This is a genomic window from Flagellimonas iocasae (genome assembly GCF_042682725.1).
Classification (GTDB): domain Bacteria; phylum Bacteroidota; class Bacteroidia; order Flavobacteriales; family Flavobacteriaceae; genus Flagellimonas; species Flagellimonas iocasae.
The window spans coordinates 456,815-478,168 of record NZ_JBHUHU010000001.1 but is presented as its reverse complement, the minus strand read 5'-3'; the positions used below and the strand labels follow the sequence as shown (position 1 = coordinate 478,168).

The window sequence follows — 21,354 nt, the reverse complement described above, 5'->3', positions numbered from 1 at the left end:
ATGATGTAGACACCCTTCAACCAAAATGGTTTCTACTCAAAAGTTAACTAAAAACAAACCTTTTCATTCTGCAAACATGAAAACGATTACACATGTATTGTTCTTGCTGATTTCATCAGTGAGCTTTACCCTCTATTCACAAGGAAACTATCAAAATTTTAAAACCTCGGTCTATACCCGGGCCTATGAAGTCCAAAAAATGGACGACCAGCATTGGTTGGACTCTACTTGGCAGGTGATTTCCTCCCAATTGAAAGTGGATAAGATTTATCTGGAAACCCATCGCGATTTACTCATTGTGGATAGCAAAATTCTGAAGAAGGCCACCAAATTTTTTGAGAAGCAAGGTATTGAAGTTGTTGGGGGCATAACCTACACCATTGATGAAAGCAATCAATTTGAAACGTTCTGCTATACCAATCCGGAGCATCGGAAGAAGGCCCAAGAAATCATTGAGCACTCTGCCGCCCATTTTGACGAAGTCATTTTGGATGATTTCTTCTTCACCAGTTGCAAGTGCAATTTGTGTGTTGAGGCGAAAGGCGACAGAAGCTGGGATGAATACCGACTGGAACTGATGACCGACGCGGCCAAAAACGTCATACTGGGCCCGGCAAAAGCGGTAAATCCCAATGTGAAGATTGTCATTAAATATCCCAATTGGTATGACCACTTTCACGAACTCGGATTTAATCTGGAAACCGAACCCAAACTCTTTGATGGCCTTTATACCGGAACAGAAACCCGGGATGCCGTGCGAAGCAATCAACACCTTCAACCCTATTTGGGGTATCTCATTTTTCGATATTTCAACAATCTAAAACCGGGCAAGAATGGCGGTGGTTGGGTAGACACTGGTGGCATGCGCTTTTATGATCGCTACGCAGAACAACTATGGTTGACCATCTTAGCCAAAGCCCCCGAAATGACCCTTTTTGATTACCGGCAATTGCTGATTCCGTTACGGGATAGCTGGATTCCCGAATGGAAAGATGAACAGGTCAGTTTTGACTATAATGGCTTTTTACCGCTCAAAGCCAATGAAACCATGGCGAAAACAGCATTTCATTCCTTGGAGACCATTGATAAGATTGCAGGAAAACTGGGAACTCCGTATGGTATTAAAAGTTACAAACCCTTCCATTCCAACGGAGAGGACTTTCTGCAAAATTATCTGGGGATGATTGGCATTCCGATGGATTTGGTCTCCGAATTTCCTGCTGAGGATGAAATAATCATCCTAACTGAACAAGCTTCAAAGGATGAAGACATTGTGAAAAAGATTGAGCAACGCCTGGTGAGCGGAAAGGATGTCGTTATCACCTCAGGCTTATTGAAAGCATTGCAAAACCGAGGTATTCGAAAAATTGTGGATTTAGAATACACAGACCGCAAGGCCATAATCACAGATTACCTAGTTGGCAGGAATATGGTGGAAGGTAAAACACCAATCACCATTCCTCAAATTGAATATTTCACCAATGACTCTTGGGAAATGATTTCCGGTTTGGACGATGGTTTGGGCTGGCCCCTCTTGCATCAAGGGAAATATGCCGATGCCACCTTGTATGTTTTGACCATTCCTGAAAATTACGCAGACCTCTACAATTATCCAGATGAGGTTTTAAATCAAATCCGAGGGTTGGTCAATAGGTCGTTTGACGTAACCATCAATGGGCCGTCCAAAGTATCCCTCTTTTTGTATGACAATGATACGTTTGTGGTGGAATCCTTTAATGACAAGCCGGTTGAAATACAGGTAGTAATGACGGAAAAGGTGAAATCAATCACCAATATCTCCACAGGAGAAAAGTTGAAGATGGAAATCATTCCTGAAGTTAAATTCTGGGGACGTGTCTTTGCCCCGGAAAAATATAGCTACTCCGTACAACTGCCCACGCATTCATTTAAAGGGTTTAAAATTGATAAGTAGGGTGCTTAACCACCTTCCAAAATACGGTATGAAATAGATAATCTTTTTCCAAAACACAAGATACCCTACCGAACATAAAATTAATGTTGGTAATTCACTAAAATACACGACCTTAGGAGCTCTCCCCCCGCAGCAGTTCCAGTTCCAATTATTTTGTGTTATGAAAGCCTCGTCAGAAAATCGATATTTTATCTTTTCGGCCATTTGGTTTATCCTTATCGTGTTTTGGGGGTTTGCGCCATCTTTCTATCTCTCCAAATATTTTGACAACCCCGAACCGCTACCCCTTCATCTTGTGATTCATGGAATTTCGTTCACCCTTTGGGTGGTGTTGTACACTGTGCAAGTGTTTTTAATCCGATACCGAAGCCACAAAACGCACATGACCTTGGGCATCCTTGGAATTGTCATCATGGCTGCAATGATTCCAACGGGTTTCTTTCCTGTCGTTTACAAGACGTATGTGGGCGCCACCACAGTGGATGCAGCAGAACACAATGTATTTCGGCTGGCTTTCGCCTATACGCTATTTGGTTTTGCCTATGCCTATCGAAAAAAAGCCTTTTTGCACAAGCGATTGATGTTGGGCTGTATGGTAATGCTCACCAGCGCTGCTATTTTTAGGGTGTCCTTTGATTTTGACCTTCAGGAAAGCCAGTTGTTCAACAAGGGAGTACTAATTTTTCCGGCAGTTGTGCTGTTTCTTTTTGATCTCGTAAAACTCAAAAAAGCGGTGTGGGTCGATTTAATTTCACCCATCCTGACTTTGGGCATTTTCTTCTTCGCCGATTATTTCTGGCTATCGTCTGTTGGCACTGGTTTTATGGATGTACTCGCGGCCATATTCGTAAAACCCTTTCTTTAAATCAGATTTCAGATATCGGATATCAGACTTCTGACTTCTGCCCTCTGACTTCTGACTTCTGACCTCTGACCTCTGACCTCTGCATCCTGTCTCCTGTCTCCTGTCTCCTGTCTCCTGTCTCCTGTCTCCTGAAAATTAACATCTTACAAAACTCAATCCCCTAAAACCTAATCGTATTTTGACTATATTCACTCGCACAATTTTATAAAATCATCACACGAAACAAACACTCATGACAACAAAAAGCACACTCCTTGCCCTAGCCCTGATCATCGTATTTGCCTTTGCCAAAAACGAAACTGCCGAGTATCCCAAGATTGAAAAAGGCATGATCAAAATGACCATCTTCTACCCCAACGGCGAAGACGTTACGTTTGACATGGACTATTACATCAACAACCACATGGCCATGGCGGCCAACCTTATGGGCGACGATCTAAAAGCCATGATGATCGACAAAGGCCTCTCGGGCGGCGCACCAGACAGCCCCTCCCCGTATGTAGCCGTAGGCTATTTTTATTTTGAAAGCATGGAAGCCTTCCAAAATGCCATGGGACCCATTGGGGACAAACTACGGGCCGATGTTCCCAACTACACCAACATACAACCGGTAATCCAATTTAGTGAGGTGCAGACCGCGCAGTGATTTTCGATGGCTTCTAAAGTCATTTCGACATGAGGAGAAAAACGACGATTGAGAAATCTAGATTTCTCACGCTCTCTTCTTTCGGTTCGAAATGACAGACCAAATCAAAAATCCACAACTCGAAACCCGTAACCCGAAACCCCTAAGATCACTCCGTAATCTTCTCAATACACTCCCAAAGCCCCTTTACGGTAAAGAGGGCATCTTTTTCTTCCTCATCCAAAGGTTCATGGGAATGGTAAATGGTAATGTCGCGGAGCAGTTTTAGGGATTTTACCAGATCGGGGGCATCTAAATAATGGACATACTCCAAGAGTTGTACTTGGGCGGGGGTAAGTTCTCGGGAAATTTTGGGCGCGCTGGGTGCGGCATCGGTACTACCCTGTTGACAATGGGGGCAGTTTTTTTGACCATCTTGTGTTGACATAAATAAGAGGATTAAAAATTAAACAAAGAGGGAAGGTCACCGTCAACACATTCCAAGCAATGCTTAGATAGGTCTCGGGACTTGCACCCGTATGCCTTCCCAGTTTCTTTTGTTTAAACCGATTTCGAGATTTTCGCATTGCGAGATTTATAAAATGTGTTGACGAAGCAAATATACATTTTAAAATTCGTGGTTGATAAATCTTGAAAACTTTTGAGTGTAACCTATTGGTTTTGAGAAGGGAATGGGTGAAATTTGATTTTAAGGTGAACTGAGGGATGAATAAAGAATCATCTCATCAGCAATAAATCAGAACGTTCTATTGCGATACTTCTAAATATGCTAAAAAATTTATTAATCGAGGATATTTATTTTACAATAACTCTTACTCTTCTTTTTTTGATTACTACATTTTTAACGGCAAGAGGGCCTTTAACAGACAAAAGATTCAAAAAGAAATGGTGGAAAAAAATAAACTCCAGAGGCAGGATAGTTATCCTAGTAAATTTTTTCATTCTTATAATATATATACTTCAGTCAGTTAATAATGCTAATTGGCTTGATTTAAAAAATATGGAGCTAAAGAAAGAACAGGATGAAAGATCTGAAATAATTCAAAGAAAGGTTAAGGAAGAAACTGGCAAAATTTTTAATTCAATGTCTATTGCATTTGCAAATCAAGGAATAAAAATAGACAGTTTACAAGAATACGTATCCAACCAAAAGAGTATATCACAAATAACAAATAATAGAATATTTGAAAACGAACCATATTTTCACATCAAATCAAATGCCTTGAAAATTGGTGATGATGGCCTTTATTATGGTTTATATGTCCAAGACGCTAGTGCCGCAAATTTTGAAGCTAAATTCAAAATTTTCGTTCTATGGTCAGATGGAAATAAGGAAATTTTTGAACGACCATTCTTAACCCCTGATTTTACAATTCCTGCTAATAGGGAATTAACCAATCTAAAATTGGTAGATTTTAAAAATGAGGATTTATTTGTTGAGCAATTTTTTATTCAATTTAAAGGAAATTATAGCAATCTGGATAAATCTAAAAAATTCCCATTTGATTATGTATTCTCATATGACAAAAAGAAAAAAAAGTTTTTACCTCAATTCAATGAAAGTAAAGATTCAGTTTTAAAATTTTTTAAATAACATACCCTCGCTCTCCCAAGATTCCATCTTCTGCCCCCACTTGCCTTTACCCCAGAAATAGGTATTTTAAAAAAGAATGAAGAAGGTCATTTCGACATGAGGCGGGCAGCGCCGATTGAGAAATCCAGATTTCTCACGCTCCTTCCAGTCGGTTCGAAATGACAGAGTCTAAATAATTCGTGCTTATTCGTGAAATTAGTGTCAGTCTGTACCCCCACCCACCCCCGCAAGATTGTATCTTGGGATTTATCAACCAAAACCATTGCGAAAAAAGGAGATTTCTCATGCTCCTTCCAGTCGGTTCAAAATGACTGCATTTCAACAATTCGTGTCCATTAGTACAATTCCTGCCTGCGGCAGGCAGGCGTGTTGACCTACTCACTAATGAACTATTGTATATTGCCAACTACTTGTTTTTCAGCCAGAAATACTTGAAATTAGTGGGCATCTGCATTCCATAGCACGCCAACCCGAAAACCCGAAAAAATGAAAAGCATAGTATACGCCCTGTTTGTTGCCTCCTTTTTAAGTCAGGCCCAAGAGGACAATCTGCCCATTATAGACATGCACTTGCATGATTATACCGAGCAAACCTATTATACAGCACCTGCCCCAGATGGAACCTTATCTCCGAAAGACTACAACACCTATAAAAAAGAATTACGGGAAGCCCTCCAGAAGCACAATATTAAAAAAGCGGTGGTAAGCACCATTGGTGGGCCAAATACATGGGAAAATGATGGGATGATAATTCCCGGCTATTATACCAATTCCCCACCAACAGATACCATTGCGTTTAAGGAGCTCATTGAATCTGGAAAATTGAAGGTTTTTGGAGAAATAGGAGCCGTTTATGATGGCTATACACTCTCCGACCCTGAATTTGAGCCTTTTTTAAAAATTTGCGAACGGTATGATATTCCTGTGGCGATCCATACGGGCGGTGGACCCATAAATATTACCTACCGTTGTTGCCCAAATTTTAGAATACGTTTTGGGGACCCGTATACCCTAGAAGATGTACTTGCGAAATTCCCGAAATTGCGGATTTACATGATGCATGCTGGCGAGGTCTTTTATGAACATGCATTGCGATTAATGCTTCAATATTCGCAACTGTATACGGATTTAGGGGTTATACTTTGGGTGGACGAGCAACCTAAGGATTTTGCGGAACAATTTTTAAGGAACGCTAAAAAATACGGTTTGATTGACAGGGTCATGTTTGGTTCTGACCAAATGGTGTGGCCGCACGCCATTGAAAAAAGCATACACCAATTGAACAGTTACGACTTCCTGACCGATGCGGATAAAAGGAAAATATTTTACGACAATGCTGTACGGTTTTTACATTTAGAGGAATAAACGTTTCAAATCCATAGCCCAGCTCCCCCACCATGTTTCATGTATACACTTGTTTTTCAGCCAGAAATAGATGAAATTAGGGAATTGCTTTACGCTATGATGACCAACCACTGACCCATGCTAAAATTCTTTAGAAAAATCCGCCAAAGTTTACTTTCCGAAGGAAAAACGGGTAAATACCTGAAATATGCCGTTGGCGAGATTGTACTGGTGGTCATTGGCATTTTTTTAGCCATTCAGCTTAATGAGTTGAACGAAAAAAGAAAGGACCATGAGAAGGAATTATCCTTTCTTTCAAAACTAAAGGATGATATCCATTTAGATATTACCAATTTAAGCCAAACCGATTCTTTGTTTGCCTCCTACGAATCCAGTTCCAATAGGGCCCTAAAGCTATTTTATAGCGCAAAAACCGTAGGGGACATTATTGCTGTTGACACCTTATTTAGGACGGGGTGGACCAATTTGAAAATAAACAGAAAAACGTATGATGAAATGCGCAATACCAGCGGCATTTACATCTTAAAAAATAAGAAACTAATCAATGATATAACGGATTATTATGCACTTATCGAAGCCACTCAACAACAAATAGCAGGTCTCAATCTCAGCTCACAAACCTTTTTTTCAAGCCAAGATTTAATTCCACACATGCTGTTGGTCAAAGATTATAACAAACCCTGGTTTGATATCAACACCATTGACACCACTTGGATCGGTGATTTTAATGCTCCCACTACCCTAGGATTGTATCGCTATTATGGCAATGCGCAATTTGGCGTAAATTACTTACGACGGGAATGGGGTCAGAGCATCATCAAAAGCGGCAGGAAAGTAATCCATGACATCGAGCAAGAATTGAAAAATAAAAATTATAACCAATAATTAACGAGAGCTTTGAATAGTAGATAAATGTTGTGCTTCATTATAACAAATCGCTAGTCCATGATCAAATTCTTTAGAAAAATCCGACAAAATCTACTTTCGGAAGGAAAAACAGGAAAGTACCTAAAATATGCCATGGGCGAGATTGTACTGGTGGTCATCGGAATTCTGATTGCGCTTCAAATCAATAATTGGAACGAGAACTCAAAAAAATTGCGGCAAGAACAAGAGATCTTGACCAATTTAAAGCAAGATTTTGAATTCAACCTACAGGAATTGCAAGCTGTTTTGGAAAGCAACATTAAAAATATAAGCTCTTCCAAAATGGTATTGAACCACACCGGAAATCGCTTTTCGGAAGATTTTGACATTGACCCTATTTTAAGTGATGTGGCCTCTTCGGTGTATTACTATCCAAAAAATGGTTTTCTAAGCGACTTGATCAATTCCGGGAATTTGGGCATCATACAAAATAGTCAGTTACGGAATCGGCTAACCTCATGGACGCCACGATTGCAGGATTTGGATTTAAGACAAGAAGCCCATAAGGAATTCCAGAACCATACCATCAGTTATATCATTGAAAACGGCAGTTGGTTAAAGGCTGACCAAGTAACAGATGATCCCACCATTGAAACATTGGGTTTTCCTTCTTCGGGGTTTGATGTTGACAATAATCTTCTCTTAAAAAAGATTGAGTTTGAAAATATGGTTGAAAACCAAGCGGTTTTCTTGGAAATAATGAACGAACGGTTACGCGTGTGTTTGGCGCTGAACGAAGAGATTCTGGAATTACTGAATACCGAAATTAAAAAATAGCTGCATAACAGCTATGGTTATTGACATTTGACTTATTTTTTGATACCCAACCCATGACGCCATGCTGAAATTCTTTAGAAAAATCCGCCAAAACCTGCTTTCCGAAGGAAGAACAGCAAAGTACCTCAAATATGCAGTGGGTGAGATTGTGTTGGTGGTCATCGGAATTCTGATTGCGCTTCAAATCAACAATTGGAATGAACAACGTAAAATCAATAGGGCCGAAATTGAAATTCTTCAAAATTTAAAAAATGAACTGAAGGTGAATCTTTTAAGCCTTACCGTCATACACGACCGTCACAAAAATGAGCTCAAGGACGGTGTTTACTTGTTAAACCTCTTTGGGACGGATGTTTCGAATACTTCCGTTTCAAAATTGGATTCACTTATTTTCAATGCCCTGAGCGGATTTTCATTCGAAGCAAAAGATGGGTATATCAACTCCTTGATTTCTTCCAACAAAATAGACTATATAAAAAACGCCGAATTGAAATCGTACATTTCGTCTTTTGAATCCATGGTATTGGACGCCAGTCAAGAAGATGGGTATATAAGACGGCTGTTAAATGAGCGCTTTTGGCCAGCAACGGATGGTAAACTGAGTGGTTTAAATGGTTTGGCCACTTCCGGTAGGTATGAAGAATTTCCAAAAGGATCATACGAATCCGATTATGTTTGGTTCTTCGGCAACCGTGAAATGGAAGATTTGTTGGCCAATATTGTCTCTTGGAAAAAAGAGAATGTATTGGATGAGCAAATGTTCAAAATCAATATAGAAAGGATGATTCAAATCATCGAAACCGAATTAAACGAAAATTAGTTTGGTGATGATACGTTTATATGCTACCGCAAGATTATAGCTTATCCTCACTTGCTTTTAGACTGGAAATAGTTGAATTTAGAGAGCCGCTTAAAAGAAACAATATGGCAAAAACAACAGAAACCAAGGTCGATGTTCACGCATTTATTGACGCATTTGCCAATTCTGAGCAAAAGAAAAAAGACAGCTTTGAGCTCCTAAAAATACTACAGGACATTACTGGCGAAGAACCCAAAATGTGGGGGCCTACCATCATTGGCTTCGGAAGATACCACTACAAATATGCAAGCGGACATGAAGGTGATGCCCCTGTTCTTGGTTTCTCCCCACGAAAGGCAGCTTTTTCGCTCTACATTTATTCGGATACGGAAAAGAGTAAATCATTGCTGTCCAACCTAGGGAAATATAAAATGGGAAAGGCCTGTATTTATGTAAACAAACTGGTTGACATCAATATCCCCGTTCTCAAAGAGCTGTGCATAGAAACCATAAAATACCTAAATGAGCATAATGAGTGCGCTTGCCGAAAAAAATATAATGACTAAAATTGAATTCTTTACCCATGAAAAAAGTAACCTTTAGCGCACAGATAAAAGCTCCAGCCCAAAAAGTGTACGAAGCCATGCTTGGACTAAATGACATCAGCACATATGAACAATGGACGGCCGAATTCAACCCCACTTCCACCTATAAAGGTAATTGGAACAAGGGTGAAAAGATGTATTTCGTGGGAACAGATGAAAACGGAAAGCATGGCGGAATGATTTCCGAAATTGTGGAAAATACTCCTTCTAAATTCGTATCCATAAAACATATTGGAATGCTGGATGGTGAAACTGAAATCACCACAGGGGAACAAGTGGACTTCTGGGCAGGAAGTTTGGAAAACTACGCGTTTCAGGAAACCAATGGCATCACCACCGTTACCGTTGAAATGGATACCGCGGAGGATTACATTGACTATTTTAATGGAACATGGCCAAAAGCGTTGAACACCCTTAAAAATATAGTGGAAAGCTAAACATTATTCTCCACTAGGTTTTGAGCCCAAAATGGTTGAAATTAGTGTCACTTTTTATATTCGCTCCAGCGCTTATTTTGGCTGGACTGATTTAAATCAAAAGAAAAAACTTAAAAATGAGCAATAAAAAGATTACGATCGTACTGGCTTCCGCTATAATTGTTGGTGTGGCAGGCTATGCCTATTTTCAATATACCAATGCGCCCTTAGAGGCCAAAAATGGATTCTCCCAAAAATTCCCAGGAATAGAACACGTAAGCTGGGGAAAGGAATCTGAACACGAATGGGAGGCTGAATTTGAAATGGACCATTCAGAATACGCTGCGATTTTTTCAGATGATGGCACATGGGTTGCCACAGAGCACGAAATCACGGAAAAAGATTTGCCACTTCCAGTTTGGAATGTTTTGAACGAGCAATTCAACGGCTACCTCATAGATGAAATTGAGTTTGTGGAGAGAGCCGAAAGTACTGGCTATCAAATAGAACTGGAGAACGATGATGAAGAAGCCTTGATTTTTATCAGCAGTGAAGGCAAGCTTGTCTCTTATAATCATGATTGATTTGGTTTTTTAAAAAATGACACTACCAAATAATAAAAAGAGATTCATATTAGGACTTACTTTTCTAAAAATAAGCATATCGCCTGTAGCTATAATAGAGTTAAGAGACTTGGAGTGATGTGGCCTTCACTTTTTATATAAATCTTTAGTTTCCAACAAATAAGGGTGTTCACGTGTTTAAAATACATCTAACAATATGTATATTTAATGCTTTAACTATCAACAAACTATTATGGACATTCCAAAAACACATTGGATTAAATGGACCCTTGGGGCCTTTATGCTCCTGGCCACTGTACAGCTCATGGCCCAGGATGGGACCATTTATCCGCTTGATGCTCCCGATGAGCCAAAAGCAATTCTTTTAAATACCGGCGGCGTGGAGGATCAACCAGCTTCCGAGTCTTGGTTCCGTCAATGGGGCGACCCGATGGCACGCAATATCACAACGGCCACACTGACCCCTTTTTTACCAGAACCAGGCAAAGCCAATGGAGCTGCTGTAATTGTGGCGCCCGGAGGCGGATTTAGATGGCTTTCCATGGGCAATGAGGGTTGGGAAGTTGCTGAGGCACTGGCAAAGCAGGGCATTGCGGCTTTTGTACTTAAATACAGATTGCACCCTACCCCTGAGTCATTGGAAGAATTTACCGCATGGATGAACAGACCACGTCCTGCACCACCGCAACCCTCTGAAAACTCAGAAACCAAAGAGAAGGCTCCACCACCTCCACAGCAAAACCTATCCAATCAATTGGAGGACGCTGAGGCCGCCTACGCCATGATTGTGGACCGCGCCGACGAATGGGGCGTGGATACGGACAGAATCGGGATGATAGGCTTTTCGGCCGGCGCAGGCCTTACTATGCATTCCACTCTTAACTCCAAGACCATGAAGTTGGCCTTTATCGGTCCCATATATGGAGGTATGGGCCCTGTAGAAGTTCCTAAAGATGCACCACCCATGTTTAACGTAATTGCTACGGATGATTTTCTTTTCCGAGGTCAATTTGGAGTAATTGATTCTTGGTACAAAGCGGGCATTCCTGTTGAGTTTCACCTTTATCAAAATGGAGGGCATGGTTTCGGTCTTGGAAATCCCAACCGTACCAGTAATAAATGGTTCAATGCCTTTATCCATTGGTTGGATGTGAACCAATTTTTGGTGGACGAGCCAAAATCCTGAAAAAAACGAAAGGGAGGAAGGATTCATTTAATTAAAAATCCTCCTCTCCTTTCCCTTCATCTTTGATGCAAAAGCATCGTATCTTTGCGGTATGGAAGAAGGCAAGAAAATCATTTTGTTTGATGGTGTGTGCAACTTATGCAACAGCTCCGTCCAGTTTGTAATAAAGCGGGATAAAAAAGACCTGTTCCGCTATGCGGCCCTACAAAGTGAGGTTGGCCAGCGACTAGTTACGGAACGTCGAATTGATATCGCCCAAGTAGACTCCATTATTTTGATTGAACCGGGCGTGGCCTACTACACCAAATCGGATGCGGCTTTGGAGATTGCCCAAGACCTCGGCGGACTCTGGAAATTGACCGCAGTGTTCAGTTGGATTCCCACTTCATTTCGAAATGCCATCTATGACTTTGTGGCCCGAAATCGCTATAAATGGTTCGGCAAACAAGAATCCTGTATGATTCCCACGCCTGAGTTAAAGGCCAAATTCTTGGGATGACGCAATTACGCAACGCACAAGAAAATACTACATCTTATCCAAAAAAACATCACATGAAGCACCTCTTGATAATATTCATATTTGGTATTGTTCTATCCAATTGTGATAATGGTGATGATACAACCAAGAAAGATGCGCTCACCGGAACCTGGAACGTGCAGCACATCGGTGGCGGATTTGCGGGCATTGATAATGATTATGAATCTGGTGTTATTGTGTGGACTTTCAGTGCGGAAAACGGCACTCTGACTGTTGAAAACAACAACGAAGCCGATGTGATTTACGATGGTTTCCCTACGGGAAGTTACTCCTACTCCATTTTAACCGTTGAAGGCGAGCAATTTTTAGAAATCGATGGTCAAGAGCAGTTTGGTATTGTCCGTTCAAACGGACAGGTGCTTCTTGACGCGAATAAAACATCAACAGGAACGGGAGCAGATGGCTTTCAGATTGTGCTTGTACCCTAACCGCTATTATTCACCTTTTAAAGTCCAATTTTTGGACTGACTCAATGAAACGGTGCTTTCGCTAATCCGAATTCGCCCGTTGCGCATTCCTTATTTTAATTGAATAGCGTCATTACTAGGTTTGGAATAACTTTTAAATCCGACCGTTATGAAAACAATCGTACTATTCTTTCTGTCCATCCCCTTTTTACTATTTTCCAACGAACAAAAACAACCTTCCAAAATAAAGGAAGTGACCGTTTACCTTAGTGGAGCGCAAATCACACGAACCGCCGAATGTCATTTGAACGAAGGGGCTAACGAGCTTATTTTTACCGGACTTTCTCCTAAAATTGATGAGAGCAGCATTCAGATTTCCGGACTTAATGCCGTTTCCATTCTTTCCATCGCCTATAACATCAATTATTTGGAAAAATCGGAGAGCAATCCCAAGGTGAAGGAATGGGAAGATGACGTTAAGGAACTGGAACAAAGAATTTCTTTGCTCAAAAACACCATTTTGGGGTTGGAAGAGGAAGAAAAGGTAATCACCGCCAACAGATTGGTCAATAGTGACAGCCAAACCTTGGATTTGGAGCGTTTAAAACAAGTGAGCCAGTATTATAGGGAGCGTATCACAGCCATCAAAAATGAAATCTTCCAGTCCAATCTCAGTATCAATGAAACCAATCTTGAAATCAATGCATTACAAGAGCAACTAGCGGAAGCCAATGGTGCTCCTGAGAAAGAACAGGGTGAGATAGCCATCAAATTCAATGCTCCTATTGCCACCGACTTGAACCTTACCCTTACCTATTTCGTGGAAGATGCAGGCTGGGTGCCGAATTACGACATTAAATCCACGGGATTGAACGCTCCCCTTAGCTTGGCCTACAAAGCTAATGTGTATCAAAAAACAGGTCAAGATTGGAACAATGTAAAAATGGTGCTCTCCACCGAAAGTCCCAATTTCAACATCGCCAAGCCACATCTTGATGCTAAATACTTGAACTTTGTAAGTTCATATCAAAGACGCTATTCCCCTGTGGCCAAAAAAAAGGGCTACTTTTTTAATCCAAACGTTAAAAAAGTGGTAGGCACCATCACCGATAAATCTGGAGAACCACTGCCAGGTGTCAACGTATTGGTAAAGGGCACATCCCAAGGAACCACAACTGATTTTGATGGCAACTACTCCTTAGATATACCCTATGGCCAAGAACTGACTTTCTCTTTTATTGGGATGGTTCCGCAAGAAATGCCCATCTATTCTTCCATTATAAATGTGGATATGGAAGAGGATGTAATGCAATTGCAAGAGGTTGTTGTTACTGGGTATGGTCGCGATATTTCACGAGCACTGCAGGGTAAGGCTGCAGGTGTTTCCATACGTGGTTTTTCTGGCACTTCCGCAAGTTCAAGAGTGCAATACCAACCCCCTGCCCCGCTCTACATTGTGGATGGAGTTCCTTTAGCCGACTTCTCCGAAGGGGATTTGGATGAAAATGAAATTCAGGATATAGAAATCCTTAAAGGTACCAATGCAAGCGCCATGTATGGGAATCGAGGAAATGATGGGGTTGTCTTGATCACCACAAAGAAAAGCCACATTAAAGAAGGGGCTACTAAAACTGCGTTTGAAATCAAAAAAGCCTATTCCGTCAAATCAGATGGGGACATTACTGCTATTGAAATCAACACGTTTAAAATGCCTGCTACTTATGAATATTTTGCAGCACCTGTTATCAATGAAAATGTGTTTCTTACAGCTAGCTTCAAAGATTGGGAGCGCCATCAGTTGTTGCCAGGTGAGGCCAATATCTATTTTGAAGGTACCTATGCCGGAAAAACCGTGTTGGATCCCTATACCACCAAAAAAGAGATGGTACTTTCGCTAGGGATTGACAATAACATTACCGTTTCGCGTCAACAAGACCGCAATTTTAAGAGCAAGTCGTTCACCGGAAGCAACCGGATTCTGGACCGCACCTACAATCTGGAGGTGAAAAACAATAAGAACGTAGCCATCAACCTGAAGCTTATGGATAGGATTCCCATGTCACAAGACAAGGAAATTAAGGTGGATGATGTAATCATCAATAATGCCAATTATGACAATCAAAAAGGATTGTTGACCTGGAATTTGGATTTGGCACCCCAAGAATCCAAAAAGGAAGATTTTTCCTTTCAGGTAAAATATCCTAGAGGGCGATACATTTCGCTATAAAAAATAAGATATGAAAGGGAGTGGGTTATTAATTGGCTTTATAATTGTCATCCCACTCCTTTACTTTTGGCTCACCCAACTTTCCCACCGATTTTGCAACAACCATGGATACCGTTGCATCTCCTGTGACATTTACCACGGTCCTGCACATATCCAAGGGTCTATCCACCGCAAAAATCAAGGCGAGTCCCGCTTCGGGAATCCCAGCTTGCGCCAAAACAATGACCAACATCACCATTCCCGCACCAGGAACGGCAGCACTGCCAATGGAAGCCAAGGTTGCGGTCACAATAATACCCAATTGTGCCGATAGGCTTAAATCCATACCAAATGCCTGCGCTATAAAAACAGCGGCTACAGCTTGATATAAACTGGTCCCGTCCATATTAATGGTTGCACCAATAGGTAGCACAAAACTGGTCACTTCTTCCTCAACGCCCAAATGCTCCTCTACTCGTTCCATGGTAACAGGCAAAGTGGCTGCACTGGAACTGGTGGAAAACGCCAAAAGCTGGGCTGGTGATATCCCTTTTATAAAGAAGGAAGGAGTGGTTTTGGTAAAAATCCAAGCAATCAAAAGATAGACACACAGCATTAGTGCCAATCCAAGTAGTACACAGAATGCATACCATGCCAAGGCTTGGAACAAATCCAAACTTGGGGATTCAACTACCAAGGCGGCCAACAAGGCAAATACGCCGTAAGGCGCCGCCAACATTATAATATCTATAAGTTTGAGGATAACCTCGTTGAAGCCGTCGAAAAACTTTTTCACAGGTTCTGCGGTCTTCTCAGGTATTAAAATCAGCCCTATTCCAAAAAAGATGGCAAAGAAAATTACCTGAAGCATATTTCCGTTGTCGCTGGCTGCCTTAAAGATATTACTGGGAACCAAATCCTCCAATGCCTGTAGGGGTCCGGCCTCCTTTTGCTTATCGGCTGCGGTTTTTATGTTATCAGCATCCCCTTTGTAGTTTTCGACCAGTTCATTTCTGGTGTCCTCCGTAATGGAACCTCCTGGCTTAACCATATTCACCACAAGCAACCCAATAGATACTGCAATTACGGTGGTTATAATGTAGATGCCGATAGTGCGACCCCCCATTTTTGACAATTTGGAGATGTCTTTTAGGTCCGACACCCCTTTTATCAATGAGGCCAAAATCAAAGGAACGGCAATCAATTTTAGCGAGTTGATGAAAATATTTCCAAAGGGCTTCACCCAATCCGAAACAATTTTTGGCCCCCATTCAAATTGGACCATAACCAAAGCGAACAAAACTCCCACTGCCATCCCAATAAGGATTTGCCAGTGCAATTCCAATTTCTTCATAACGTAAGATTATGGTGGGTAAGATACTTTATTGAAGGGAAACCTCCTAACGCCGCTCTAGAATTTGTTGGTGCGGGCCAACAGGGTAAAATCCGCCAACACCAATGCTGCCATGGCCTCCACAATAGGCACGGCTCTAGGAACAACACATGGGTCATGCCTGCCTTTACCTTGGGTGGTAACGGGTTCACCTTCTTTGTTGATGGTCTCGTACGACTGCAAAATAGTGGCCACAGGTTTAAACGCCACTCTGAAATAGATGTCCATTCCGTTGCTGATACCCCCTTGCACTCCCCCGCTTCGATTGGTTTTTGTGGTACCGTCGGGATTAAAAGCATCGTTGTGCTCACTGCCCTTCATCTTGATACCTTCAAATCCGCTGCCGTACTCAAAACCTTTTACGGCGTTTATGGAGAGCATGGCCGCCCCTAAAGTGGCGTGAAGTTTGTCAAAGACCGGCTCGCCCAAACCGATAGGTACATTTTGAACGACGCACGTGATGACCCCGCCAATGGTATCCCCTTCTTTTTTAATGGATTTGATATACGCTTCCATTTTTTGCGCCATTTCGGTATCCGGGCAACGCACGGGGTTGGATTCAATATTGGCAAAGTCCAATTCTTGATACGGTTTGTCCAATTTCAATTCCCCAACTTGGGATACAAAAGCATTGATTCGAATATCGTTCAAAAATTGCTTTGCGATGGCCCCGGCCACTACCCTACTAGCGGTTTCCCGCGCAGAGCTTCGTCCACCACCCCGATAATCACGAAAACCATACTTCTTATCATACACATAATCGGCATGCGAAGGTCTATACGAATCCTTTATGTGGGAGTAATCGTTGGATTTTTGATTGGTATTATGAATGGCAAAGCCAATGGGTGTACCAGTGGTCTTTCCTTCAAATATTCCTGAATAGATTTCAACGGTATCAGGTTCTTTTCGTTGGGTGACGATTGCGGATTGGCCTGGCTTTCTTCGGTTTAATTCCAATTGGATTTTTTCGATATCCAATTCCACTCCAGCCGGACAGCCATCCAACACTCCGCCAATGGCTTTTCCATGCGATTCACCAAAGGTGGTGAGCCTAAACAATTGCCCAAAAGAATTTCCTGCCATCCGGTATAAAAATTTATGGTAGTCCAAAGGTAGGTGTTCTAAACCGAATTCAAAAGTAACTCACGGAGTTAATATTAATGTAACATAACATTCTTAGCCTTGATGTTTTAATAACTATTATCTCATGAATTATTGATTTGAAATTGATTTTCAGTTTATTCCTACACCGTTATTTTGCAACTAAACCCTATACTTTTGAAAAGAAGGAAGATAGAACTGGCAGTTATTTCGGATGTCCACCTTGGAACCTATGGCTGCCACGCGGATGAACTCATTGCCTACCTCAACAGCATCCAGCCCAAAAAGCTCATTTTAAACGGGGATATTATCGATATTTGGCAGTTTAGCAAACGGTATTTCCCCCCATCGCATTTAAAGGTCCTGAGAAAAATCATTGGGATGGCTTCAAAGGGCACTGAAGTTTACTATATCACTGGAAATCACGATGAAATGCTCCGTAAGTTTAGCGATACTTCAATGGGGAATTTTAAAATCATGAACAAACTCGTCTTGAATTTGGATGGCAAAAAAGCATGGATTTTTCATGGCGACGTGTTTGATGTCTCCATTCAAAATGCAAAATGGCTGGCCAAGTTAGGTGGATATGGTTATGACCTCTTGATTTTAATCAACAGCTTTGTGAATTGGTGGTTGGTGCGGTTGGGACGTGAAAAATATTCCCTATCCAAACGCATCAAAAACAGCGTAAAGAGCGCTGTGAAATACATCGATAATTTTGAAAAGACCGCTGCCGACCTTGCCATTGAAAATGAATACGATTATGTGATCTGCGGGCATATCCATCAGCCAAAAAAAGAGCACTACGAAAATAAATATGGAAGCTGCACCTATCTCAATTCAGGGGATTGGGTTGAAAACTTGACCGCTTTGGAATATTCATTCAAGCGCTGGAGAATCTATCACTACAACCACGATAGGCTATCACCTTTCTTTGTGGATGAAGACCTCAAGGAAATGGATATGGATGAATTGATTGCTTCCATCACCGACAAAGAGGTGGACATGGAGGAGGTCAACGATGATTTCTTTATTGATGATACCCCAAGTGAAGATTCAAACGAACCCAAACAAAATCACAAAAGCCTAGATAACCAAGGCCTTACGCAAGATTGAGACAGGATGCTGGGCCTCTCGGTCCGTCCCATCCTTAATTTGATGTCTACAGCTTGTTCCATTGGCCGCAATCAACGTGCTTTCTTCACTTTTCTTCACCGCAGGGAACAATTTTAAGCCTCCTACCTTCATACTGGTTTCATAATGTTCCTTTTCATAGCCAAATGAACCCGCCATTCCACAACAACCCGATGCAATGATGGTGACCTTATAATTTTTTGGGAGATTCAAAACATCAAACGTCACTTTCTGATTGCTCAACGCTTTTTGATGGCAATGGTTATGGATTTTCACGGTTTTCTCCTCTTCGGTAAAACTTTCTGGAGTGATGTGCCCTTCTGCGATTTCCTTGGCCAAAAACTCCTCAATCAAAAACGATTGGGAAGCCAGTTTGGCCAATTGCGTCTTATCCCCGTGCAGTCTTTGGTACTCATCCCGGAAGGAAAGAATCGCTGAGGGCTCCAATCCCACAATGGGGATGTCTTTATTCAGATACGGCGCCAATTGTGCCATATTCCTGTCCACCAGTTTCTTGGCCTGTTTTAAAAATCCTTTCGACAAATATGTCCTTCCGCTTTCCGCATAGAACAGCTCCACATCATAGCCCAATTTGCAAAGGAGTTCAATGGCATCCCTTCCCACCTCAACATCCAAGTAGTTGGTGAACTCATCCAGATAGAGCACCACCTTCTTTTTGGAAAGGTCGGTGTTCTTCAATTTGAATTTTTCCAGATGCTTGTCAAAATTGAAATTATACACCTTTGGAAGACTGCGCTCTGGAGCCACTCCCGATGCCTTCTTCAATAATCCACCAACCGTTTTGGAGGTATACATGGCATTGGTAATACCTGAAAGCTTGCTTCCCAAGGCATTCAATTTGGTATTGTAGGCAAACAGTTTGCTACGCAACGGATATCCATTGGATTCTTGATATTGATAGAGGAACTCCGCCTTTAAGGTTGCCACATCCACATTACTGGGGCATTCGCTGGCACACGCCTTACAGCTTAAACAAAGGTCGAAGACTTCCTTAAGTTCCTTTTGGTCAAAGCGATTTGGCTTTTCGGATTGGGTCAAAAACTCCCGAAGTGCATTGGCACGACCGCGCGTGGTATCCTTTTCATTTTTCGTGGCATGATAACTGGGGCACATCCCCCCGGGCATAGTGTGGCTTTTTCTACAGTCACCGCTTCCGTTGCATTTTTCGGCCGCTTTTAAAATGCCTTCGCTGTCCGAGAAGTCCATCAAGGTCTTCACTTGTGGTTCTTCGCGGTCGACTTCATACCGAAGGGATTCATCCATGGGAAATGCATCCACAATCTTCCCGGGATTGAAAATATTCTTCGGGTCAAAGAGCTTCTTCACCCGTTTTAAAAGCTCGTAATTGGTTTCGCCAATCATCAACGGGATGAATTCAGCACGAACAATACCATCGCCATGTTCCCCGCTAAAACTTCCGTGGTATTTTTTGGTAAGCTTGGCCACATCTGTGGTGATTGAACGGAACAAGACTACGTCTTCGGACTTTTTAAGGTTAAGGATGGGACGCAAATGCAACTCCCCTGCCCCGGCATGCGCGTAGTACACCGCTTGCTGGTCATAGCCTTTCATGATTTGGGAAAATTCCATGATGAAATCCTTCAAATCCTCCAGGGCCACCGCGGTATCCTCAATGCAGGCCACCGCCTTTCGGTCGCCCACCATGTTCCCCAACAAGCCCAATCCAGCTTTCCGAAGCTCAATGGCCTTGGTGATGTCGTCTCCCATTAAAATGGGACTCGCATAGCTCAATCCGGATTTCTCAACAGTTTTTAACAACAAGTTGAGTTGTTTCTGAAGGTCTTCCTCGGTATGTGCCTTAATTTCCAGCATTAAAATGGCTGCAGGGTCTCCATCCACAAAAAAACGGTTGGCCAATTGCGCCCTGTTGTTCTTGGTACAATCCAAGATAACCTTATCCATCATTTCGCAGGTATGCAGATTGTGCCGCATTACTGGAGCTACATCGCTCAAACAATCCTCCAAGGTTTTATAATGCGTTGCCACCATGGCCGATAAGGAAGGTGGTAAATCATCCAACTGAAGCGTAATTTCTGTGGTAAATGCTAAAGTTCCTTCACTTCCCGCCAATAATTTACAGAGATTGAAGTCTTCCTTGTCGTTCCCAAAAAGGTTGTTCTTTAAAAGTTCGTCTACCGCATAACCGGTATTCCTTCGGTGTATGCTGGGTTTTGGAAACTCGGCAAGAATGTTCTTTTTGTTTTCATCATCTGAAAGCTCTTTCTCCAAGGATGCGTATATCATCCCTTCCAATGAATCTTCTTGCTTTTTGGAATCAAATGTTTCTTTGGATATATCTGAAAAAGTGGCCTCGCTACCATCAGACAGGATGCAATGCATCTCCAAAACCTTATCGCGTGTAACCCCATATTGAATGGAGGTTGTCCCCGAGGAATTGTTTCCTACCATCCCTCCTATCATGCAGCGATTGGAGGTAGAGGTATTCGGGCCAAAAAATAAACCGAATGGTTTTAAATATTGATTGAGCTCATCACGGACAACTCCAGGTTGTACTTTTATGCGCTTATTGTCCTTATCGAGTTCCAAAATTTGCGTGAAATGTTTGGATACATCCACAACTAGGCCATCACCCACACATTGGCCCGCCAGCGAAGTACCTGCCGTCCTTGGAATGAGCCCAACCGCGTTCTCATTGGCAAAAGCTATCAATTTCTTTAGGTCGGCCGTATTTTTGGGATACGCCACCGCCAAAGGTCGCTTTCTGTACACCGATGCATCGGTGGAATAGAGTGCCCTACTGAGGTCATCAACCTTCAATTCTCCCTGCAATTCTTCAGAAAGGGCTTTTAACAAATTTTTATTCAATTTGGAATAA

At 41.9% G+C, this 21,354-nt stretch carries 20 protein-coding genes; 16 read left to right on the top strand and 4 right to left on the bottom strand.

Annotation, left to right across the window (positions count from 1 at the left end; translation table 11 throughout):
- The first annotated feature begins 76 nt into the window (after nt 1-76).
- From ACFSJE_RS02100 to ACFSJE_RS02090, 3 genes are all read left to right on the top strand, one after another.
- Entirely contained in the window at nt 77-1,933 is a 1,857-nt protein-coding gene (locus ACFSJE_RS02100; RefSeq protein WP_379829324.1) for a hypothetical protein, read from the top strand.
- Between the two features lie 160 nt (nt 1,934-2,093).
- Nucleotides 2,094-2,798, top strand: coding sequence for a hypothetical protein (locus ACFSJE_RS02095; RefSeq protein WP_379829323.1), 705 nt, complete (start codon nt 2,094-2,096; stop codon nt 2,796-2,798).
- Nucleotides 2,799-3,030: 232 nt separating this feature from the next.
- Entirely contained in the window at nt 3,031-3,444 is a 414-nt protein-coding gene (locus ACFSJE_RS02090; RefSeq protein ID WP_379829322.1) for an EthD family reductase, read from the top strand.
- Nucleotides 3,445-3,592: 148 nt separating this feature from the next.
- Here the strand turns inward: ACFSJE_RS02090 and ACFSJE_RS02085 are convergent, their stop codons facing one another.
- On the bottom strand, nt 3,593-3,871 hold the full coding sequence (locus ACFSJE_RS02085; RefSeq protein ID WP_379829321.1) for a hypothetical protein: 279 nt from the start codon (nt 3,869-3,871) through the stop codon (nt 3,593-3,595).
- A 339-nt stretch (nt 3,872-4,210) separates the two neighbouring features.
- Between ACFSJE_RS02085 and ACFSJE_RS02080 the strand changes: the two genes are divergently transcribed.
- From ACFSJE_RS02080 to ACFSJE_RS02025, 12 genes are all read left to right on the top strand, one after another.
- Entirely contained in the window at nt 4,211-5,038 is an 828-nt protein-coding gene (locus ACFSJE_RS02080) for a hypothetical protein (protein ID WP_379829320.1), read from the top strand.
- A gap of 486 nt (nt 5,039-5,524) precedes the next feature.
- The gene (locus ACFSJE_RS02075) at nt 5,525-6,403 is read left to right on the top strand and encodes an amidohydrolase family protein (RefSeq protein WP_379829319.1); all 879 of its coding nucleotides are present in this window, start codon (nt 5,525-5,527) and stop codon (nt 6,401-6,403) included.
- A 117-nt stretch (nt 6,404-6,520) separates the two neighbouring features.
- Nucleotides 6,521-7,288: a DUF6090 family protein gene (locus ACFSJE_RS02070; protein WP_379829318.1), complete on the top strand. Its 768-nt coding sequence runs from the start codon at nt 6,521-6,523 to the stop codon at nt 7,286-7,288.
- A 60-nt stretch (nt 7,289-7,348) separates the two neighbouring features.
- Nucleotides 7,349-8,107 carry a DUF6090 family protein gene (locus ACFSJE_RS02065; protein ID WP_379829317.1) on the top strand — a complete coding sequence of 253 codons (759 nt, stop codon included), beginning with the start codon at nt 7,349-7,351 and terminating at the stop codon, nt 8,105-8,107.
- A 61-nt stretch (nt 8,108-8,168) separates the two neighbouring features.
- On the top strand, nt 8,169-8,927 hold the full coding sequence (locus tag ACFSJE_RS02060) for a DUF6090 family protein (protein WP_379829316.1): 759 nt from the start codon (nt 8,169-8,171) through the stop codon (nt 8,925-8,927).
- A gap of 104 nt (nt 8,928-9,031) precedes the next feature.
- Nucleotides 9,032-9,472 carry a DUF1801 domain-containing protein gene (locus tag ACFSJE_RS02055; protein ID WP_379829315.1) on the top strand — a complete coding sequence of 147 codons (441 nt, stop codon included), beginning with the start codon at nt 9,032-9,034 and terminating at the stop codon, nt 9,470-9,472.
- A gap of 17 nt (nt 9,473-9,489) precedes the next feature.
- The gene (locus ACFSJE_RS02050) at nt 9,490-9,948 is read left to right on the top strand and encodes an SRPBCC family protein (protein WP_379829314.1); all 459 of its coding nucleotides are present in this window, start codon (nt 9,490-9,492) and stop codon (nt 9,946-9,948) included.
- A gap of 116 nt (nt 9,949-10,064) precedes the next feature.
- Entirely contained in the window at nt 10,065-10,511 is a 447-nt protein-coding gene (locus ACFSJE_RS02045) for a PepSY-like domain-containing protein (RefSeq protein ID WP_379829313.1), read from the top strand.
- A 232-nt stretch (nt 10,512-10,743) separates the two neighbouring features.
- Nucleotides 10,744-11,697 carry an alpha/beta hydrolase gene (locus tag ACFSJE_RS02040; protein WP_379829312.1) on the top strand — a complete coding sequence of 318 codons (954 nt, stop codon included), beginning with the start codon at nt 10,744-10,746 and terminating at the stop codon, nt 11,695-11,697.
- Nucleotides 11,698-11,788: 91 nt separating this feature from the next.
- Entirely contained in the window at nt 11,789-12,196 is a 408-nt protein-coding gene (locus tag ACFSJE_RS02035) for a thiol-disulfide oxidoreductase DCC family protein (protein WP_379829311.1), read from the top strand.
- A 53-nt stretch (nt 12,197-12,249) separates the two neighbouring features.
- Nucleotides 12,250-12,663 (top strand): hypothetical protein, encoded by a 414-nt coding sequence (locus ACFSJE_RS02030; protein ID WP_379829310.1) that lies wholly within the window; start codon nt 12,250-12,252, stop codon nt 12,661-12,663.
- 148 nt (nt 12,664-12,811) lie between these two features.
- Nucleotides 12,812-14,869 carry a DUF4139 domain-containing protein gene (locus ACFSJE_RS02025; RefSeq protein ID WP_379829309.1) on the top strand — a complete coding sequence of 686 codons (2,058 nt, stop codon included), beginning with the start codon at nt 12,812-12,814 and terminating at the stop codon, nt 14,867-14,869.
- 28 nt (nt 14,870-14,897) lie between these two features.
- Here the strand turns inward: ACFSJE_RS02025 and ACFSJE_RS02020 are convergent, their stop codons facing one another.
- Both ACFSJE_RS02020 and aroC read right to left on the bottom strand, forming a co-directional pair.
- Nucleotides 14,898-16,202, bottom strand: a complete 1,305-nt coding sequence (locus ACFSJE_RS02020; protein WP_379829308.1) for a dicarboxylate/amino acid:cation symporter — start codon at nt 16,200-16,202, stop codon at nt 14,898-14,900.
- Nucleotides 16,203-16,259: 57 nt separating this feature from the next.
- Entirely contained in the window at nt 16,260-17,324 is a 1,065-nt protein-coding gene (aroC, locus tag ACFSJE_RS02015; RefSeq protein ID WP_379829307.1) for a chorismate synthase, read from the bottom strand.
- 195 nt (nt 17,325-17,519) lie between these two features.
- Here aroC and ACFSJE_RS02010 point away from each other — a divergent pair, with 195 nt between their 5' ends.
- Nucleotides 17,520-18,458 (top strand): UDP-2,3-diacylglucosamine diphosphatase, encoded by a 939-nt coding sequence (locus ACFSJE_RS02010; RefSeq protein WP_379829306.1) that lies wholly within the window; start codon nt 17,520-17,522, stop codon nt 18,456-18,458.
- On the opposite strand, the gene ACFSJE_RS02005 is transcribed toward ACFSJE_RS02010, so the two are convergent.
- Nucleotides 18,429-21,344, bottom strand: a complete 2,916-nt coding sequence (locus ACFSJE_RS02005; RefSeq protein WP_379829305.1) for an FAD-binding and (Fe-S)-binding domain-containing protein — start codon at nt 21,342-21,344, stop codon at nt 18,429-18,431. The genes ACFSJE_RS02010 and ACFSJE_RS02005 overlap by 30 nt on opposite strands.
- Between the last annotated feature and the right edge of the window lie 10 nt (nt 21,345-21,354).

Excerpts from the sequence above, each read along its gene's own strand:
- ACFSJE_RS02100 (WP_379829324.1), top strand. The coding sequence starts at position 77 with ATGAAAACGATTACACATGTATTGTTCTTGCTGATTTCATCAGTGAGC.
- ACFSJE_RS02060 (WP_379829316.1), top strand. The coding sequence starts at position 8,169 with ATGCTGAAATTCTTTAGAAAAATCCGCCAAAACCTGCTTTCCGAAGGA.
- ACFSJE_RS02095 (WP_379829323.1), top strand. The coding sequence starts at position 2,094 with ATGAAAGCCTCGTCAGAAAATCGATATTTTATCTTTTCGGCCATTTGG.
- ACFSJE_RS02075 (WP_379829319.1), top strand. The coding sequence starts at position 5,525 with ATGAAAAGCATAGTATACGCCCTGTTTGTTGCCTCCTTTTTAAGTCAG.
- ACFSJE_RS02070 (WP_379829318.1), top strand. The coding sequence starts at position 6,521 with ATGCTAAAATTCTTTAGAAAAATCCGCCAAAGTTTACTTTCCGAAGGA.
- ACFSJE_RS02045 (WP_379829313.1), top strand. The coding sequence starts at position 10,065 with ATGAGCAATAAAAAGATTACGATCGTACTGGCTTCCGCTATAATTGTT.
- ACFSJE_RS02020 (WP_379829308.1), bottom strand. The coding sequence starts at position 16,202 with ATGAAGAAATTGGAATTGCACTGGCAAATCCTTATTGGGATGGCAGTG.
- ACFSJE_RS02065 (WP_379829317.1), top strand. The coding sequence starts at position 7,349 with ATGATCAAATTCTTTAGAAAAATCCGACAAAATCTACTTTCGGAAGGA.
- ACFSJE_RS02040 (WP_379829312.1), top strand. The coding sequence starts at position 10,744 with ATGGACATTCCAAAAACACATTGGATTAAATGGACCCTTGGGGCCTTT.
- ACFSJE_RS02055 (WP_379829315.1), top strand. The coding sequence starts at position 9,032 with ATGGCAAAAACAACAGAAACCAAGGTCGATGTTCACGCATTTATTGAC.
- ACFSJE_RS02025 (WP_379829309.1), top strand. The coding sequence starts at position 12,812 with ATGAAAACAATCGTACTATTCTTTCTGTCCATCCCCTTTTTACTATTT.
- ACFSJE_RS02035 (WP_379829311.1), top strand. The coding sequence starts at position 11,789 with ATGGAAGAAGGCAAGAAAATCATTTTGTTTGATGGTGTGTGCAACTTA.
- ACFSJE_RS02090 (WP_379829322.1), top strand. The coding sequence starts at position 3,031 with ATGACAACAAAAAGCACACTCCTTGCCCTAGCCCTGATCATCGTATTT.
- aroC (WP_379829307.1), bottom strand. The coding sequence starts at position 17,324 with ATGGCAGGAAATTCTTTTGGGCAATTGTTTAGGCTCACCACCTTTGGT.
- ACFSJE_RS02085 (WP_379829321.1), bottom strand. The coding sequence starts at position 3,871 with ATGTCAACACAAGATGGTCAAAAAAACTGCCCCCATTGTCAACAGGGT.
- ACFSJE_RS02050 (WP_379829314.1), top strand. The coding sequence starts at position 9,490 with ATGAAAAAAGTAACCTTTAGCGCACAGATAAAAGCTCCAGCCCAAAAA.
- ACFSJE_RS02080 (WP_379829320.1), top strand. The coding sequence starts at position 4,211 with ATGCTAAAAAATTTATTAATCGAGGATATTTATTTTACAATAACTCTT.
- ACFSJE_RS02030 (WP_379829310.1), top strand. The coding sequence starts at position 12,250 with ATGAAGCACCTCTTGATAATATTCATATTTGGTATTGTTCTATCCAAT.